This window comes from Methylobacterium sp. J-048 (assembly GCF_022829515.1).
Classification (GTDB): Bacteria; Pseudomonadota; Alphaproteobacteria; order Rhizobiales; family Beijerinckiaceae; genus Methylobacterium.
On record NZ_JAKSYL010000048.1, the window covers coordinates 42,276 to 57,933 of the forward strand.

The 15,658-nt window shown below is 69.8% G+C and carries 13 protein-coding genes; 8 read left to right on the plus strand and 5 right to left on the minus strand.

Annotated features, from left to right (window positions below):
- Positions 1-21 precede the first annotated feature (21 nt).
- Positions 22-834: a Crp/Fnr family transcriptional regulator gene (locus MKL09_RS02035; RefSeq protein WP_244017481.1), complete on the plus strand. Its 813-nt coding sequence runs from the start codon at positions 22-24 to the stop codon at positions 832-834.
- A 25-nt stretch (positions 835-859) separates the two neighbouring features.
- Here MKL09_RS02035 and MKL09_RS02040 read toward each other — a convergent pair whose 3' ends face one another.
- On the minus strand, positions 860-1,237 hold the full coding sequence (locus MKL09_RS02040) for a VOC family protein (RefSeq protein ID WP_244017483.1): 378 nt from the start codon (positions 1,235-1,237) through the stop codon (positions 860-862).
- 203 nt (positions 1,238-1,440) lie between these two features.
- Here MKL09_RS02040 and MKL09_RS02045 point away from each other — a divergent pair, with 203 nt between their 5' ends.
- Positions 1,441-2,385: a DnaJ C-terminal domain-containing protein gene (locus MKL09_RS02045; protein ID WP_244017485.1), complete on the plus strand. Its 945-nt coding sequence runs from the start codon at positions 1,441-1,443 to the stop codon at positions 2,383-2,385.
- Between the two features lie 115 nt (positions 2,386-2,500).
- Positions 2,501-3,325 carry an enoyl-ACP reductase FabI gene (gene fabI, locus MKL09_RS02050; RefSeq protein WP_243973027.1) on the plus strand — a complete coding sequence of 275 codons (825 nt, stop codon included), beginning with the start codon at positions 2,501-2,503 and terminating at the stop codon, positions 3,323-3,325.
- Here fabI and MKL09_RS02055 read toward each other — a convergent pair.
- On the minus strand, positions 3,322-4,476 hold the full coding sequence (locus tag MKL09_RS02055; RefSeq protein WP_244017487.1) for an AAA family ATPase: 1,155 nt from the start codon (positions 4,474-4,476) through the stop codon (positions 3,322-3,324). The genes fabI and MKL09_RS02055 overlap by 4 nt on opposite strands.
- Before the next feature lie 16 nt (positions 4,477-4,492).
- Positions 4,493-5,428 carry a polyphosphate kinase 2 family protein gene (locus MKL09_RS02060; protein WP_244017489.1) on the minus strand — a complete coding sequence of 312 codons (936 nt, stop codon included), beginning with the start codon at positions 5,426-5,428 and terminating at the stop codon, positions 4,493-4,495.
- Positions 5,429-5,527: 99 nt separating this feature from the next.
- On the opposite strand from MKL09_RS02060, the gene MKL09_RS02065 reads away from it, so the two are divergent.
- The 4 genes from MKL09_RS02065 to MKL09_RS02080 all read left to right on the plus strand — a co-directional run bounded on the left by MKL09_RS02065 (position 5,528) and on the right by MKL09_RS02080 (position 11,903).
- Positions 5,528-6,115: a histidine phosphatase family protein gene (locus tag MKL09_RS02065; protein WP_244017491.1), complete on the plus strand. Its 588-nt coding sequence runs from the start codon at positions 5,528-5,530 to the stop codon at positions 6,113-6,115.
- Between the two features lie 112 nt (positions 6,116-6,227).
- Positions 6,228-10,316: a Pls/PosA family non-ribosomal peptide synthetase gene (locus MKL09_RS02070; protein ID WP_244017492.1), complete on the plus strand. Its 4,089-nt coding sequence runs from the start codon at positions 6,228-6,230 to the stop codon at positions 10,314-10,316.
- A 162-nt stretch (positions 10,317-10,478) separates the two neighbouring features.
- The gene (locus MKL09_RS02075) at positions 10,479-11,636 is read left to right on the plus strand and encodes a sensor domain-containing diguanylate cyclase (protein ID WP_244017494.1); all 1,158 of its coding nucleotides are present in this window, start codon (positions 10,479-10,481) and stop codon (positions 11,634-11,636) included.
- Between the two features lie 60 nt (positions 11,637-11,696).
- Positions 11,697-11,903: a SlyX family protein gene (locus MKL09_RS02080; RefSeq protein WP_244017496.1), complete on the plus strand. Its 207-nt coding sequence runs from the start codon at positions 11,697-11,699 to the stop codon at positions 11,901-11,903.
- A gap of 337 nt (positions 11,904-12,240) precedes the next feature.
- Here the strand turns inward: MKL09_RS02080 and MKL09_RS02085 are convergent, their stop codons facing one another.
- Together MKL09_RS02085 and MKL09_RS02090 are read right to left on the minus strand one after the other, a co-directional pair.
- The gene (locus MKL09_RS02085) at positions 12,241-13,674 is read right to left on the minus strand and encodes an NAD-dependent succinate-semialdehyde dehydrogenase (RefSeq protein ID WP_244017498.1); all 1,434 of its coding nucleotides are present in this window, start codon (positions 13,672-13,674) and stop codon (positions 12,241-12,243) included.
- 102 nt (positions 13,675-13,776) lie between these two features.
- Positions 13,777-14,565, minus strand: a complete 789-nt coding sequence (locus MKL09_RS02090) for a class II glutamine amidotransferase (RefSeq protein ID WP_244017500.1) — start codon at positions 14,563-14,565, stop codon at positions 13,777-13,779.
- Positions 14,566-14,874: 309 nt separating this feature from the next.
- Here MKL09_RS02090 and MKL09_RS02095 point away from each other — a divergent pair, with 309 nt between their 5' ends.
- Positions 14,875-15,267 (plus strand): response regulator, encoded by a 393-nt coding sequence (locus tag MKL09_RS02095; RefSeq protein WP_243944635.1) that lies wholly within the window; start codon positions 14,875-14,877, stop codon positions 15,265-15,267.
- The last annotated feature ends 391 nt before the right edge of the window (positions 15,268-15,658 follow it).

The window sequence follows — 15,658 nt, forward strand, 5'->3', positions numbered from 1 at the left end:
TCCCACGATTCCCTGCCTGCAATGCCCGCTGACCGCGCTGCCTCCCCTACGGGCAACCTGCTCCTCGACGCGCTTCGGGAGCCCGACCGCGCGCTGATCGCGCCCCATCTCGAACCGGTCTCCTTCGACAAGGGCGCGACCGTGTTCCAGGCCGGCTCGGACGTCACGCACATCACCTTCCCGTGCGACCAGACCGTCGTGGCTCTGGTCATCGCCACCCGGGACGGGCGTTGCGCCGAGACCGCCACGATCGGGCGCGAGGGCGCGGTCGGCGGCATCGTCAGCGCGGGCCGGGTGCCGGCCTCCACCGAGGCGATCGTGCAGATCGGCGGCCCGATGCTGCGCCTCGACGCGGGGCGTCTCCAGGAAGCCAAGCGGCGGTCGACCGAAGTGCGCAACCTGTTCGCGCGCTACTCCGATTGCCTCCTGGCCCAGGTGCTCCAGGCCGCCGCCTGCAACGCCCTGCACCCGATCGAGCAGCGCTGCCTGCGCTGGCTCCTGACCCTCCAGGACCGGATCGGCGGCGACACGCTGCCGATCACCCACGAATTGCTGGCCTCGATGCTCGGTGTCCAGCGCACCTACCTGACACGCATTCTCCGGACGCTTCAGGATCAGGGCCTCATCCGGGTCGGGCGCGGGCGCATCACGGTGCTCGACCGTCGGGCGATGTCGGCCGCCGCGTGCGAATGCCACGCCCGGGTGCAGCGGCACTTCAAGACCGTGCTCGGTGCGGTCTACACCGCGGACGGCTTCGACCGGATCGAGCCGCCGGCCCCCGTGGACGGCGAGCCGGAGCCCGCCGTGGCCCTGCGCGGCGGCGCCCGGGGCTGAGCGTTTCGGGCGGAGCCCCGGTCGATTACCGGCGCTCGAGGAGCTCGATCAGCGCCCCGTCCGGGCCCTCGACGAAGGCGATCCGCAGGCCGGGGCCGCGCTCGGTGATGCCGGTCCGGACGGGGACGCCCCGGGTCGCGAGATCGGCCATGGCGGCGTCGATGTCGGCGACGCGCAGGCCGATATGCTCGATGCCGAGGCAGGGCGTCTGCGTCGCCGGCGCGGTCTCTGCCGGCGCCTGCTCGATGAACACGGTCAGGCCGCCGAGATCGAGCACCATGCGCTGCACCGGATCGGCGCCGACGCGCTTCACCTCCGTCGCCCCGAAGGTCTCGACGTAGAAGGCGGCGGCCTTCACGGCGTCGCGGCTGCGCAGGTGAACATGGTCGCAGACGTACTGCATCGCTTATCTCTCCTGCGGACCGGCCCCGATGGGTCGGTGAGGGCGTCGTGCGTCATGGTTATGCCGTCGCGCGCGCGGGAGCGAGATCCGCCGCTTGACGCAGGGCCCGAACCCGCAGACTTTCGCCGCCGTGACCGTTGCAGGGATGCAACATCCTTCCCACATCCGGGTGGAAATCCCACACCGCATAGCCCAAGAGACCGATGCGCAATCCCTACGACGTGCTGGGCGTCCCCAAGGGAGCGAGCGAAGCCGACATCAAGAAGGCTTACCGCAAGCTCGCCAAGGACTTCCACCCCGACCGCAACAAGGACGACGTGAAGGCCAAGGACCGGTTCGCCGAGGCGAACTCGGCCTACGAGATCCTGGGCGATTCCGAGAAGCGCAAGCAGTTCGACCGCGGCGAGATCGACGCCGACGGGCGGCCGCGCGCTTCCGGCTTCGAGGGATTCTCCGGCGGCTTCGGCGGCGGCCGGTCGAGCGGCTTCGATTTCGAGAACATGGCCCGCAGCCGGCAGGGCGGCGGCATGGGCGGTGGCGGGATGGGTGGCGGCGGGATGGGCGAGGACATCTTCTCGCACATCTTCGGCGAAGCCTTCCGCGCCGGCGGCGCCGGGCCGGGCGGCCAGCGTCAGGCCGCCAAGGGCGAGGATGTCGCGGCCGAGCTGTCCGTGAGCCTGGAGCAGGTCGCCAGCGAGGAGAAGCTGCGGCTGGCCCTGCCCACCGGCCGGGAGGTCGACGTGGTGATCCCCCGGGGCGTCGAGGACGGCCAGACCATTCGGCTCCGCGGACTCGGGCAGAGCGCCGGCCCGCGTGGCGAGCCCGGCGACGCGCTGCTCACTATTCGCATCCGCCCGCATCCCCGCTTCACCGTCGACGGCGCCGACCTGCGCACCAGCGTCGAGGTGCCGCTAGAGGACGCCGTGCTCGGCGGCATGATCCGGGTGCCGACCCTGACCGGCGCCGTCGAGATGAAGATGCCGCCGATGACCAGTTCCGGCCGGACTTTCCGGTTGCGCGGCAAGGGCCTGCCCAAGAAGGACGGCACGCGCGGCGACCTGTTCGCCACCACGGCGATCACCCTGCCGGAGAGCGAGGATCCGATCCTGAACGACTTCGCCCGGGGCCGGCGCGCCAAGGCCGCCTGACAGAGCCCTGGCGCCCGGCCGCCCCGCGGTCGGGTGCGGACTTCCGTCGCCGGGCCGCCTCCGCTAAGGAGGCGCTCCGGTGCCGCACGGGGCCGAGAGGTTTCCAGGATCGATCATGGCGGAACACGGGCAGGGCATTCTGGCGGGCAAGCGCGGCCTCGTGCTCGGTGTCGCCAACAACCGCTCGATCGCCTGGGGCATCGCCCGCAGCGCCCGCGCGCACGGAGCCGAACTCGCCTTCACCTACCAGGGCGACGCCCTGCGCAAGCGGGTCGAGCCCCTGGCCAAGGAGCTCGACGCCCACGTCATCGGGCATTGCGACGTCACCGATGCGGCCACGATCGACGCCGTGTTCGCGGAGGCCGCGCGCGTCTTCCCCGAGGGCATCGACTTCGTCGTCCACTGCATCGCCTTCTCGGACAAGGACGAGCTGACCGGCCGCTACCTCGAGACCTCGGAGGAGAACTTCACCAAGTCGCTCCTGGTCTCGTGCTACTCGTTCACCGCGGTGGCCCAGCGTGCCGAGAAGATCCTGCGCCCGGGCGGGTCCCTGCTGACGCTGACCTATTACGGCGCCGAGAAGTGGATGCCGCACTACAACGTCATGGGCGTGGCCAAGGCGGCGCTTGAAGCCTCGGTGCGCTACCTGGCAGCCGATCTCGGGCCGAAGAACATCCGCGTCAACGCGATCTCTGCCGGCCCGATCAAGACCCTGGCGGCCTCGGGGATCGGCGACTTCCGCTACATCCTGAAGTGGAACGAGTACAACGCGCCGCTCCGCCGGACCGTGACCATCGGCGAGGTCGGCGAGACCGCCGCCTACCTGATCTCAGACATGTCGGCCGGCATGACCGGCGAGATCCTGCACGTGGATGCGGGCTACCACGTCGTCGGGATGAAGAACCCCGAGGCGCCGGACCTGACCCTCGACAAGGATTAGTCGTCGTCCGCGTCGGCGAATTCGCCCGCCAGCGTCAGCCCGTCGATCCAGGTCTCGCCGTCGCGCTTGATCACCACGCGCGGCCGGGCGCCGCCATGGGTCGCGATCCCGTCCGCCAGCCGCTCGGAATGCGTGACCAGCCAGATCTGGGTGCGCTCGGCGGCCCGGGCGATCATCCGGGCGAGCGGCTCCATCAGATCCGGATGCAGGCTCGATTCCGGCTCGTTCAGGGCGATGAAGGGCGGCAGTCGGTAGGCCAGCAGCGCTCCGGTGAGAGCGAGGTAGCGCAACGTCCCGTCCGACAGCTCCGAGGCCGCGAAAGTGCGGCCGGGAAAGTCCGGAAATGTGACGCCGAAGCTTGCCTCGCGCCCCGGCTCCGGCACCGCGAGCCGGGCGCCCGGGAAGGCGCCGTCGAGCGCCGAGTCGAGATCGCCCGTGTCCTGTCGGATATGGGCCAGGGTGGCGAACACGGCGGCGAGGTCGGACCCGTCCGAGGCGAGGGTCGGCGTCGTCACCGCCAGGCACGGGCGGCGGAGCGGCGACTCGGAATCGGTGCGAAAATCGTGATGGAAGCGCCAGGCCGTCATGGCGAGGCGGACCAGGGCGATCTCCGGGTGGCGCGTGGCGTCCAGGAAGGTGCCGAGCGCCGTCTCGGTGGGCAACAGGTCCAGGCCCAGCGGCCGTTTGCGCCCCTCCTCGTCGCGGGCGAAGCCGGTCCGGCCATCGCGGTCGAGGATGACCGCCGTGCGGGCGCCGGTCCGGACGGTCAACCGTTCGGCCTTCACCTGCGGTTCCTTGCGGAAGGCGGCGCCATAGGTGGTGCCCCCGGCCTGCTGCACGAGCCCGACCTCGATCGCGTAGGTGAACACCTGTCCGGTCCCATCGTCGTGCAGGGTGGCGGACAGGCGGATCCGGGCCGCCTCTCCGTGCCGCCGACGTCCGGCCCAGACCGCCGAGTCCATGCCGCCTTCCGTGGCGAGCGCGCGGGTGAGCGTCCCCCGGGCCGCGTCCTGCAACAATTCGAGACCGCGATAGAGGTTGGTCTTGCCGGTGCCGTTGCCGCCGACGAACACCGAGAGATCGTCCACCGGGAAGCCGATCCGCCGCAGCGAGCGATAGCCCGAGACCGCGATTTCCCGAACCACCAGCATGCGGCACCTCTTCGGATCAGTCCGGGACCTTCAGGTCGGCGATGCCCGTCTTGGCCTTCGGGAACCGCGGGTCCATCGCCTCCAGCGTATCGGCGATGGTGCGGGCAATCACGTAGTTGCGAAACCATTTGTGGTTGGCCGGCACCACCAGCCACGGGGCGTGCGGCGTCGAGCAATGCGAGAGCGCGTCCGCGAAGGCCTGCTGGTAGGCGTCCCAGGATTTCCGCTCGACGAGGTCGGCCGGGTCGAACTTCCAGTTCTTCTCGGGGTCGGCGATCCGAGCCTCCAGGCGCTTCTTCTGCTCGCCCTTGGAGATGTGCAGGAAGAACTTGATCATCACCGTGCCGGATTCGGTGAGCAGCCGCTCGAAATCGTTGATCAGCCGATAGCGTCCCTGCCAGACCTCGTCCGGCACCAGACCCTTCACCCGCACCACGAGGACGTCCTCGTAATGGCTGCGGTTGAACACGCCGATCATGCCGCGCCCCGGCGTCTTCGCGTGGTAGCGCCACAGGAAGTCGTGATCGAGCTCGTCGCTCGAAGGCACCTTGAACGAGGACACCGCGCAGCCCTGCGGGTTCACGCCCTTGAGCACGGACCGGATCGTCCCGTCCTTGCCGCCGGTATCGATCGCCTGGAACACCAGCAGCAGGCTGCGTTTGCGCTCGGCATACAGCCGCTCCTGCAACGCGCTGATGCGCTCGCGCTCCTGGGTGAGGGCGTCCTTGGCCCAGGCCTTGTCGAAGCCGCCATCGGCGTCGGCATCCACCGCCGCCAGGTCGATCCGCGTCCCGGGCTCGACCGCCACGATACCTAGCGCCGCCGGGACCGTCCCGGCCCGGACGGCGGTGGACGGTGCCTGCGCCGGGGCGGATCGGTGCCGATCGGGGCCGTCTGTCACGCCGTCGTCTCGCGACTGGCCGGGAAGATGCTTACCGTGTTTCTTGGACATGGGCAGGACCGTGTTGAGGGGCATTGCCGACGAACGCCCAGAACGGTTGGCGAGCCCGGCCGTTCCGGGCACCTGGGCAGCGACAGGACTGAGACACGGTTGGCCACGATCTACTTCATCCGCCACGGCCAGACCGCGTGGAACGCCGAGGGCCGGCTGCAGGGCAGTCGCGACATCGACCTCAACCCGCACGGGGAGGCGCAGGCCGTCGCCGCGGCGCACCGACTCGCGGCGCTGGCGGGGCCGGGCGTGGCGGAGGCGGCGTTCCTGGCGAGCCCGCTCAAGCGCACCCGGCGGACCATGGAGATCCTGCGGACGACGCTCGGCCTACCGCCGGAGGCGTACCGCACCGATCCGCGGCTCCGGGAGATCGGCTTCGGTAGCTGGGAGGGCTCGACCTGGGCCGAGATCCGCCGCCGCGACCCGGGCGGCGCCTCGGCGCGGGACCGCGAGCGCTGGAACCACCGTCCGCCCGGCCTCGGCGGCGAGAGCTACGCCACGCTCGTGGAGCGGGTCGGCCCGGTGCTGGCCGATCTGAAGCGGGATGCCGTGGTCGTCGCCCATGGCGGTGTCGCCCGGGCGGCCCTGGTAGCGCTCGGCCATCTCGACATCTACGCGGCGCCCCGCCTCGGTATCCGCCAGGGGGAAGTGCTGGTCCTGGAACCGAGCGGCTGGCGCTGGGCTTAAGCCGTCCTTCACCCCGGGGTCCAAAGCCGCCTCGATAACGGCATGATCGGCTGGCTATAGGGCGGTCGCCACGGTATGCGCCGACCTGTTCGGGCGGCCAGCGGAGCAGCGGATGAGCGACCTCGCGGAGAAGACCCGGTCCGGACCGGCTGCCGAGGCGCTTGCGCGTCCGGCGGACGGGGTGGCCGTGCTGCGCGGCGAACACCGCCCCGACCTGATCCGCGACGAGGTGCTGGCCGAGATCTTTCTGGCCTCGGCGCAGGCCCGGCCCCAGCATCCCTGCTTGATCGACGGCGCCCGCGTGGTTGCCGGCGGCGTCCACCCGAGCCTGACCTACGCCGAAGTCGCCACCCGCGCCGGGCGGATCGCAGCCGGGCTCGCCCATCGCGGCATCGGCCCCGGCGACGTGGTCGGCCTGTGGATGGCCCGCGGCCCGGATCTGCTGGTCGCCCAGATCGGCATCACCCTGTCGGGCGCCGCCTGGCTGCCCTTCGACGCCGAGGCGCCGGCCGACCGGGTCGGCGTGTGCCTGACCGATTCCGCCGCCAAGGCGCTGCTGGTCTCGCCGGCGCTCGCGCCCGCCGCGCCCGACGCGGCGCCCGCCCTGACCCCGGCCGATCTCGACGCCGCGACGCCCGCGGAGGCGCCGGTGCCGGATCCCCGCGCCGCCGGCCTGACGCCGCAGCACCCCGCCTACCTGATCTACACCTCCGGCTCGACCGGCGTGCCCAAGGGCATCGTCATCAGCCACGCCAACATCTGCCACTTCCTCCGCTCGGGGAACGCGCTCTACGGCATGCGCGCCGACGACATCGTGTTCCAGGGCGCCTCGGTCGCCTTCGACCTGTCGATGGAGGAGATCTGGGTCCCGTATCTGGTCGGCGCCACCCTGTTCGTGGCGAGCCCGGCCATGATGGGCGACGTCGAGTCCCTGCCGGGCATCCTGGAGGCGGAGCGGATCACGGTGCTCGACACCGTGCCGACCCTGCTGGCGATGATCTCCGGCGACCTGCCGACCGTGCGCCTGATCCTGCTCGGCGGCGAGGCCCTGCCCGAGCCGCTGGTGGTGAGATGGGCGACCCCATCGCGAAAACTGTTCAACACCTATGGGCCCACCGAGGCGACCGTGGTCGCCACCGCGGCCGAGATGCGGCCGGGCGAGCCCGTCACCATCGGCGGTCCCATCCCGAACTACTCCGTCTACGTGGCCGGAGAGGATCTGAGCCTGCTCGGCCATGACCAGCAGGGCGAGTTGCTGATCGGCGGCCCCGGCGTCGCCCGGGGCTACCTGGCGCGGCCCGAGCTGACCGCGGAAAAATTCATCGCCAACCCGTTCGCCTCGGACGGGACCGACCCGATCCTCTACCGCTCGGGCGACGCGGTCTCGCTCGATGCCGGCGGGCGGATCCTGTTCCACGGCCGCATCGACGATCAGGTGAAGATCCGTGGCTTCCGGGTCGAGCTCGGCGAGATCGAGGCGCGGATCCGCAGCGTGCCCGACATCAACCAGGCGGCGGTGGTGCTGCGCCAGGATGACGGCGTCGACCGGCTGGTGGCGTTCCTGATCCCCGAGCGCGGCCGGACCGTGGACACCGCGACCTTACGCCGGACGCTCGCCGGCCAGATGCCGCCCTACATGGTGCCTGGCCATTTCGAGCTGGCCGAGACCCTGCCGCGCCTGACCTCCGGCAAGGTCGACCGCAAGGCCCTAAAAGTGGCCCCGCTCACGGTGGTGTCGGCCGACGGCGAGCAGGAGCCCCCGGCCAACGAGACCGAGGCGGCCCTGGTCGCTGCGGCCAAGCAGGTGTTCGGCAACCAGCCGATCCCGCTGGAAGGCGATTTCTTCGCCGATCTCGGCGGCCACTCGCTGCTGGCTGCCCGCTTCGTCTCAGCGGTGCGCGAGGCGCCGGCGCTCGCCGGCATCACCCTGCCGGACGTCTACGCCCTGCGCACCATGCGGGCGATGGCCGACGCGCTGATCGCCCGCACCGGCGGCATGGGCGCGGCGGCCTCCGTCCGCGACCTCAGCTTCGAACCGCCGCCGCTGCTGCGCCGCGCCTTGTGCGGGCTGGCCCAGGCCGTCGCCTTGCCGATCGTCATCACCCTCTCCACCGCCCAGTGGCTCGGGATCTTCGTCACCTACCTGCTTCTGACCGGCGGCGGCCTCAGCTTCTTCGCCGAACTCGGCGTGCTGCTGCTCGTCTACATCGCGATCAACGGCGTCACCGCGGTGATCGCGGTGGCGGGCAAGTGGCTGATCCTCGGCCGGACCAAGCCCGGCCGCTACCCACTCTGGGGGGCTTACTACTACCGCTGGTGGCTCGCGCAGCGCCTGGCGCCCCTGGTCCACGTGAAATGGCTCCAGGGCTCGCCGGCGATCTCGGTCTACCTGCGGCTGATGGGCGCCAAGGTCGGAACCGACGCGCTGATCTCGGACATCGAGATCGGCGCCCCCGATCTGCTGACCATCGGCGACGGCGCCTCGCTCGGCGGCCGCCTGGTCATCGCCAATGCCGAGATCGTCGGCAACGAGCTGGTGATCGGCGCGGTCGAGATCGGCGCGGATGCGGCCATCGGCACCTCCTGCGTCATCAGCCACGACACGGTGATCGGCGCCCAGGCCGAGATCGCCGACCTGACCACGATCCCGACCGGCACCCGGGTCGGGCCGGCCGAGATCTGGGACGGCTCGCCCGGCCGGAAGGTCGGCATGGCCGATCCGTCGGAGCTGCCGGCGCCCGCCGACGCCCCGTGGTCGCGCCGCGCCGCCTTCGGGGTGGCCTACACGATACTGCTCGGGGCGATCCCGGCGGTCGGGCTGCTGCCGATCTTCCCGGCGTTCTTCATCTTCGACCAGATCTCGGATTCGCTCTCCGACATCACCGATATCGACTACCACTGGTATCTGCCGATCCTCACATGGCCGACCGCCATGCTGATGACCGCCGGCACGGTGCTGCTGATCGCCGGCATCCGGTGGATCGTGCTGCCGCGGACCCGCTCGGGCACCTACTCGGTCCACTCGCTGTTCTACCTGCGCAAGTGGTCGCTGGCGCTCGCCGTTGAGGTGACGCTGGAGACGCTGTCGTCGCTGTTCGCCACGGTCTACATGCGGGCCTGGTACCGGCTGATGGGCGCCCGGATGGGCCACGGCGCCGAGATCTCGACCAACCTCGGCAGCCGCTACGACCTCGCCGAGGTCGGCGCCAAGAATTTCGTCGCCGACGAGGTCGTGTTCGGCGAGGAGGAGATCCGGCGCGGCTGGATGCATCTCAAAGTGGCGCGGACCGGCGCGCGGGTCTTCGTCGGCAACGACGCGGTCGTGCCGCCGGGTGCCGACATCCCGGATGACGTGCTGATCGGCATCAAGTCGAAGCCCCCGGCCAACGATGCCATGAGCCCCGGCGAGACCTGGTTCGGCTCGCCGCCGATCCGGCTGCCCGCCCGCCAGAGGGTCGATCTCGGCTCCAACGCCCAAACCTACGAGCCGGGGATGTGGCCGAAGATCCGGCGCGGCGTTTTCGAGGCCTTCGCGACCTCGTTCTCGCCGATGCTCTACATCACCCTGGCGATCACCGTGATCGACTGGTATTTCTATCCGGCGATCCTCGAGAAGGATTGGTCGGGGCTCGCCGTCAGCTTCGTGACCGCCAGCGTCTGCATCGCGCTGATCCAGTCCGCGGCGGTCATCGCGATGAAGTGGCTGCTGATGGGTGTCTACAAGCCCGGCATGCAGCCGATGTGGTCCTGGTGGGCGATGCGCACCGAGGCGATCGCGGTCGCCTATTGGGGGCTCGCCGGCAAGGTGCTGCTGGAGCACCTGCAAGGCACGCCGTTCCTGCCCTGGGCGCTGCGCCTGTTCGGCGTGAAGGTCGGCCAGGGCGTGTGCATGCTCACCACCGACATCACCGAGTTCGACTGCGTGTCGATCGGCGACTACGCCACGATCAACCGGGTCTCGGCTTTGCAGACCCACCTGTACGAGGACCGGATCATGAAGATCGGCCGCGTCGTGGTCGGCCGCGGCGTCTCGGTCGGCGCCTTCGCGACGGTCCTGTATGACACCAAGGTCGGCGACTACGCCCGGCTACGCCCGCTGACCATCGTGATGAAAGGCGAGTCGATCCCCGCCAACACGGAATGGGAGGGCGCGCCGGCGGTGCCGGTGATCCACGCCGCCGGATCGGCACGGCCCGTATAGGGTCGCCGCACGGCCCCGGCTCTGACTGTAAATTTTGAACATCACTAACGTGAACGCGCTATTTTAGACCCTCTGCTTCTAAATCTGCGCATCCGTGCCTCATGCGGTGGAGAATACCGGACCCGCTATGCTATCGTCTCAGGTGGAGACTGATAGAAAGCCGTGCATCTCGATCCCGTCACCCTGCTGATCGTCAGTTCCGTGACGACCCTGCTGGTCGGCGCGCTGTTCCTGCTGTCGTGGCGGCAGGCGCCGTCTTCGCGCGCGCTGGCGATCTGGGGTACGGCGCATATCCTGGGTGCGCTCGGCTCCGGCGGCCTCGCCCTGCGCGGCCAGATCCCCGACCTGCTGTCGATCGGCTTGGCCAACGCGGTAGTGCTGGCTGCCTACGGGCTGATCTGGAGTGGCGTCCGCGCGTTCGAGGGGCGGCCGCCCCGGCCCGGCCTGGCCATGGCGGGGGCTCTGATCTGGTGCGGCCTCTGCCTCGTGCCGCCCTTCTACGGATCGATCGAGGCCCGGATCGTGTACGCGTCGGCCGCCGCGACGCTGTATTGCGGCGATGCGGCAGCCGAGTTCTGGCGCGGTCGCCGGGAGCGCCTCGCCTCGCGGGTCGCGGCGGGGACCATGCTAGGGCTGCACGGCCTGTTCTATCTCGTGCGGATCCCCTCGACCCTGCTGGCGCCGCCGCCGCGCGGGCTGAACCCGCTGACCTCTCCCTGGGTGGCGATCCTGTGCTTCGCCACCCTGTTGTTCTCGATTGCGTCGGCCTTCACCTTCATGGCCCTCGTCAAGGAACGGGCCGAACGCGAGCAGCGCGTCGCCGCCGCCACCGATCCGCTGACGGGCGTCTCCAACCGGCGCGCCTTCGCGAGCGCCGCGGAGGCGGCCCTCGCCACGCACCGGCATTCGGCCCTGCTGCTGTTCGACCTCGACCGGTTCAAGGCCGTCAACGACGTCCACGGCCACGCGGTCGGCGATGCGGTGCTGGTGGGGTTCTGCGCGATGGCCGCCTCCCTGCTGCCCCGGGAGGCGATGCTCGGCCGGCTCGGCGGCGAGGAATTTGCCTGCCTGCTGCCCGACGTCTCCCCGGTCGAGGCTCTGGCGCGGGCCGAGGCGCTGCGCCGGACCTTCGCCGGCCTGTCGGTGCCGGAACTGCCGACCCTGCGGGTCAGTGTCAGCATCGGGATCGCGCAGGCCCGGGACGGGACCGATTTCGAGGCGCTGATGCGCCGGGCCGATGCCGCGCTCTACGTCGCCAAGCACGGCGGCCGCGACCGGGTCGCGGTGGCGGAGTCTCATTCGCAGGCGCGCGCCGCCTGACGCGGTGCAGTCGGAAATCCGCCGCGGATGCGCTATCGCGGGCCGGACTGGAGACCCGCCATGGACGTGCCCACCCGCATCGACCGCCTGGAGATGCGCCTCACCGAGCAGGATTCGACGATCGAGGACCTGAACCGCACCGTGACGGAGCAGTGGCGGGTGATCGACCGGCTGGTCCGCCAGGTCGATGCGCTGCGGGACCAGATCGAGGAAGCAGCGGCGCGGTCTGCGCCCCGCGGGCCGGAACCGCCGCCGCCGCATTATTGAGGCGTGTCGGCGCGCTGTTTTTCGAGTCTGCGACCCCAGCCGCGTGACGTTCGGAGACCGGCGGGTATCCCGTCTCTTCCCTCATCCTGAGGTGCTGCCCAGCAGCCTCGAAGGAGCCCTCCAGAGGCCGCGCGGCTGGCTGGAGTCCTCCTTCGAGGCTCGCTTTGCTCGCACCTCAGGATGAGGTTGAGGATGGGATAGTTCGAGTCAGATAGGCCTTCTGAGGTTCGTTCTGGTTATCGAATCCGTGACGAACCTCAGGTTATCCTTTTGCCGCATCCCGAAAGCCGGGAGCCACCTTTCGGGATGCGGCGGTCACAACGTGCTGGGTGGTGGTCTAAAAATTCGCCTGGGTGACGAACTTGGTCACCAGGTAGGCGTCGAGCGCTTCCGAGCCGCCCTCGCTGCCGTAGCCGGATTCCTTGACGCCGCCGAACGGTGTCTCCGGCACGGCGAGGCCGTGGTGGTTGATCGAGATCATCCCGCTCTCCACCGTGTTCGACACTCGCGCGGCCCGCTCGGCCGAACGGGTATAGGCGTAGGCGGCGAGCCCGTAGGGCAGGCGGTTGGCCTCGGTGAGCGCCTCCTCGTCCTCCGAGAACCGGTTGATCATCGCCACCGGGCCGAACGGCTCCTCGTTCATCAGCCGGGCGGTCAGCGGCACCTCGGTGAAGACCGTCGGCTCGAAGAAGTTGCCGCGGTTGCCGATGCGCTTGCCGCCGGCCCGCAGCGACGCCCCGGCCGATTCGGCGTCGGCGGTCAGCGCCTCGATCGCCTCCAGGCGCCGCCCGTGGATCACCGGACCCATCTTAGTGTCGGGATCCAGGCCGTCGCCGACCTTCGCGGTCTTGGCATAGCTGGTGAAGCCCTCGACGAACCGGTCGAACACCGAATCGTGCACCAGGAACCGGGTCGGCGAGACGCAGACCTGGCCGGCATTGCGGAACTTCGACGGGGCGAGGACCGACACCGCCTTGTCCACGTCGGCATCGCCGAACACGATCACCGGGGCATGGCCGCCGAGCTCCATGGTCGCCCGCTTCATGTGCTCGCCCGCCAGCGCCGCGAGCTTCTTGCCGACCACCGTCGAGCCGGTGAACGAGATCTTGCGGATCACCGGATGCGGGATCAGGTAGGCCGAGATCGTCGCCGGGTCGCCGTAGACCAGCGACAGGGCGTCGCCGGGAATGCCGGCATCGAGGAAGGCGCGCACCAGCGCGGCGCAGCTCGCCGGCGTGTCCTCGGGTCCTTTGAGGATCACCGTACAGCCGGTGCAGAGCGCCGCCGAGATCTTGCGGACCGCCTGGTTGATCGGGAAGTTCCAGGGGGTGAAGCAGGCGACCGGTCCGACCGGCTCACGCAGGACCGCCTGCAGCACACCGTCGGCGCGGGCCGGGATGACGCGGCCGTAGGCGCGCTTCCCCTCCTCGGCGAACCAGTCGATGATGTCGGCGGCGGCCAGGGTCTCGACCCGCGACTCGGCCAGGGGCTTGCCCTGCTCCTGGGTCATGATCCGGGCGATCTCGTCGACGCGGGCGCGCAGCAGGTCGGCGGCCTTGCGCATCAGCTTGCCGCGCTCGAACGGCGACACCTTCCGCCAGACCGGGAAGGCCCGCGCCGCGGCTGCCAGGGCCTCGTCGAGATCCGCCGTGGTGGCGACGGCGCATTGGCCGATCGTCTCGCCCGTGGCCGGATTCAGGACGCCCAGGGTCTCCCGGTCGGCGCCCGCGCGCCAGCGTCCGCCAATGTGAAGCTCGGTATCCGGATACATCGGTCAATTCCCGCCCGGCCGCATGCTCGGCCGTGGCTCGACATGTGGCAACGTGAAGCGGATCGACAATCCCGCCCCGGGCATGGCTGAGGTGGGATCCGCTCAGGCGGCGCGGGAGCGGGCGGCCTCGGGGCCGGTCACGATGGTGGCTTGGCCGTGCCGGGCCCGCAGCGTGCCGCCCTTCGGGACGACCTGCCAGCCCTCGCGGCAGCCGTCGATCGGTTCGGACACGACCACGATGCCGCCCGGCCCATCGCGAAAGTACAGGCTCGGCGGCCGGCCGTCGCAGGCCCAGCGATAGGCGGTCAGCGTCTCGCCGTCAGTGAGCAGGGCGGTGAAGCGCAGCGGCTCGGAGACGCCGGCCTCCTTCATCAGGCCGCGGATCGTCTCCAGGGTGCGGGCCATGGCGCCGACCGGATCCTGCTCGAGGCCGTTGGCCAGGGCCAGCAGGAAGATCGCTTCCGAATCGGTGCTGCCGCGCCGCTGGTCGTAGAACGTGTCCGGGATCAGGGCCTCGAGCCGCCGCTTGATGCGGTGGTAGCCGCCGATCTGGCCGTTATGCATGAACAGGTGCCGCCCGTAGACGAACGGATGGCAATTCGCCCGGGCCGTGGCGGTGCCGGTCGAGGCGCGCACATGGGCGAAGAAGGTCCGTGCGCGAACCTGCCCGCACAGGTTGGTGAGGTTCTCGTCCGACCAGGCCGGGGAGATGTCGCGATAGACGCCCGGCTCCGGGCGCTCGCCGTACCAGCCGATGCCGAAGCCGTCCCCGTTGGTCTCGGTCTTCCCCTCGTCGGCGTGCAGCGACTGATGCACCAGCGAATGCGTCGGCGCGCAGACCAGGTCCGATAGAAAGACCGGCTCTCCGCTATAGGCGAGGAAACGGCACATGTCGGACGTCGATCCTTCTGTGGTCCGCTGAAGGCCATTCCGGAACGGAACGGGCGCCCGCGAATGAGATTAACAGTCGGTCCACACGGGTGAACAGGTTCTTAACCGCGACCCAGCTGCGCCATTTTCGGGCGTTCCGCGCAAAAATGGCGCCGCATGATCGTGGATCGGGCAGGGGCGGCTCAATCACGAGGACACTTGTGAGCCGGCTCCTGGCAGGCCAGCATGGCCGAATCGGGGAATCAGCGGTCCATGAATGAGGCCGCGACCCGTAAAGGGGTTTCACGCAACCGAGAGCAGGAGATTTTCATGGATCGCGCACAGCCCGAGTGTTCCGCCCCCGTGGCGCTCGTCGTGGAGGACGACGCTGCGGTGCGCGACCTCGCGACCGCGGTGCTGGAAGAGAGCGATCTCGGCGTCATCGCCTGCGAGAGTGCCGAGGCCGCCCTCTCGGTGCTGGAGCGGTCCGACGTCACCGTGGCCTTGCTGTTCGCCGATATCCGCCTGCCCGGCGCCATGGACGGCGTGTCGCTCGCCCAGGCGGTGGAGCGCCGCTGGCCGGACGTGCGTGTGGTCGTCACCTCCGGGGCCAGCCGCGACGAACGCCTGCCCGACCAGACGGTCTACATGCAGAAGCCCTGGCGGGCGCTCGACGTGCTGGTCCAGGCCGAGCACGCCACGATGGCCGCCAAAGCGGCCTGAATCGGGGGTCCGCGGGCTCCCTCCTTCGCAAAGGGGGAGGGAGCCGCGTTTCGGAGCTGATTGCACGCCGTGCCGCGTCGCAGACGATCCGACGCTCGTTGCATCGACGCACGCGAAGCGTGTGAGCCCACGGTTTTCGGCAAAAACCCTGCGCGTTTCACCGTAATTGCGAGCGCAGCGAAGCAACCCAGTGCAGCGCGCGATCCAAGAACGTCGCGTATCCCTAGAGCATCGCCCCGAAAGGTGGTTGCCGGCTTTCGGAAAAAGGCGATGCAAAATCAAAGACCTAGTGCATCATGGCGGTTCCGATATCCGGCACGATGCACTAGGTTGCTTCGCTGCGCTCGCAATGGCGGCTCGGTTCACCGAACAATTGGATCAGAACCGTAGA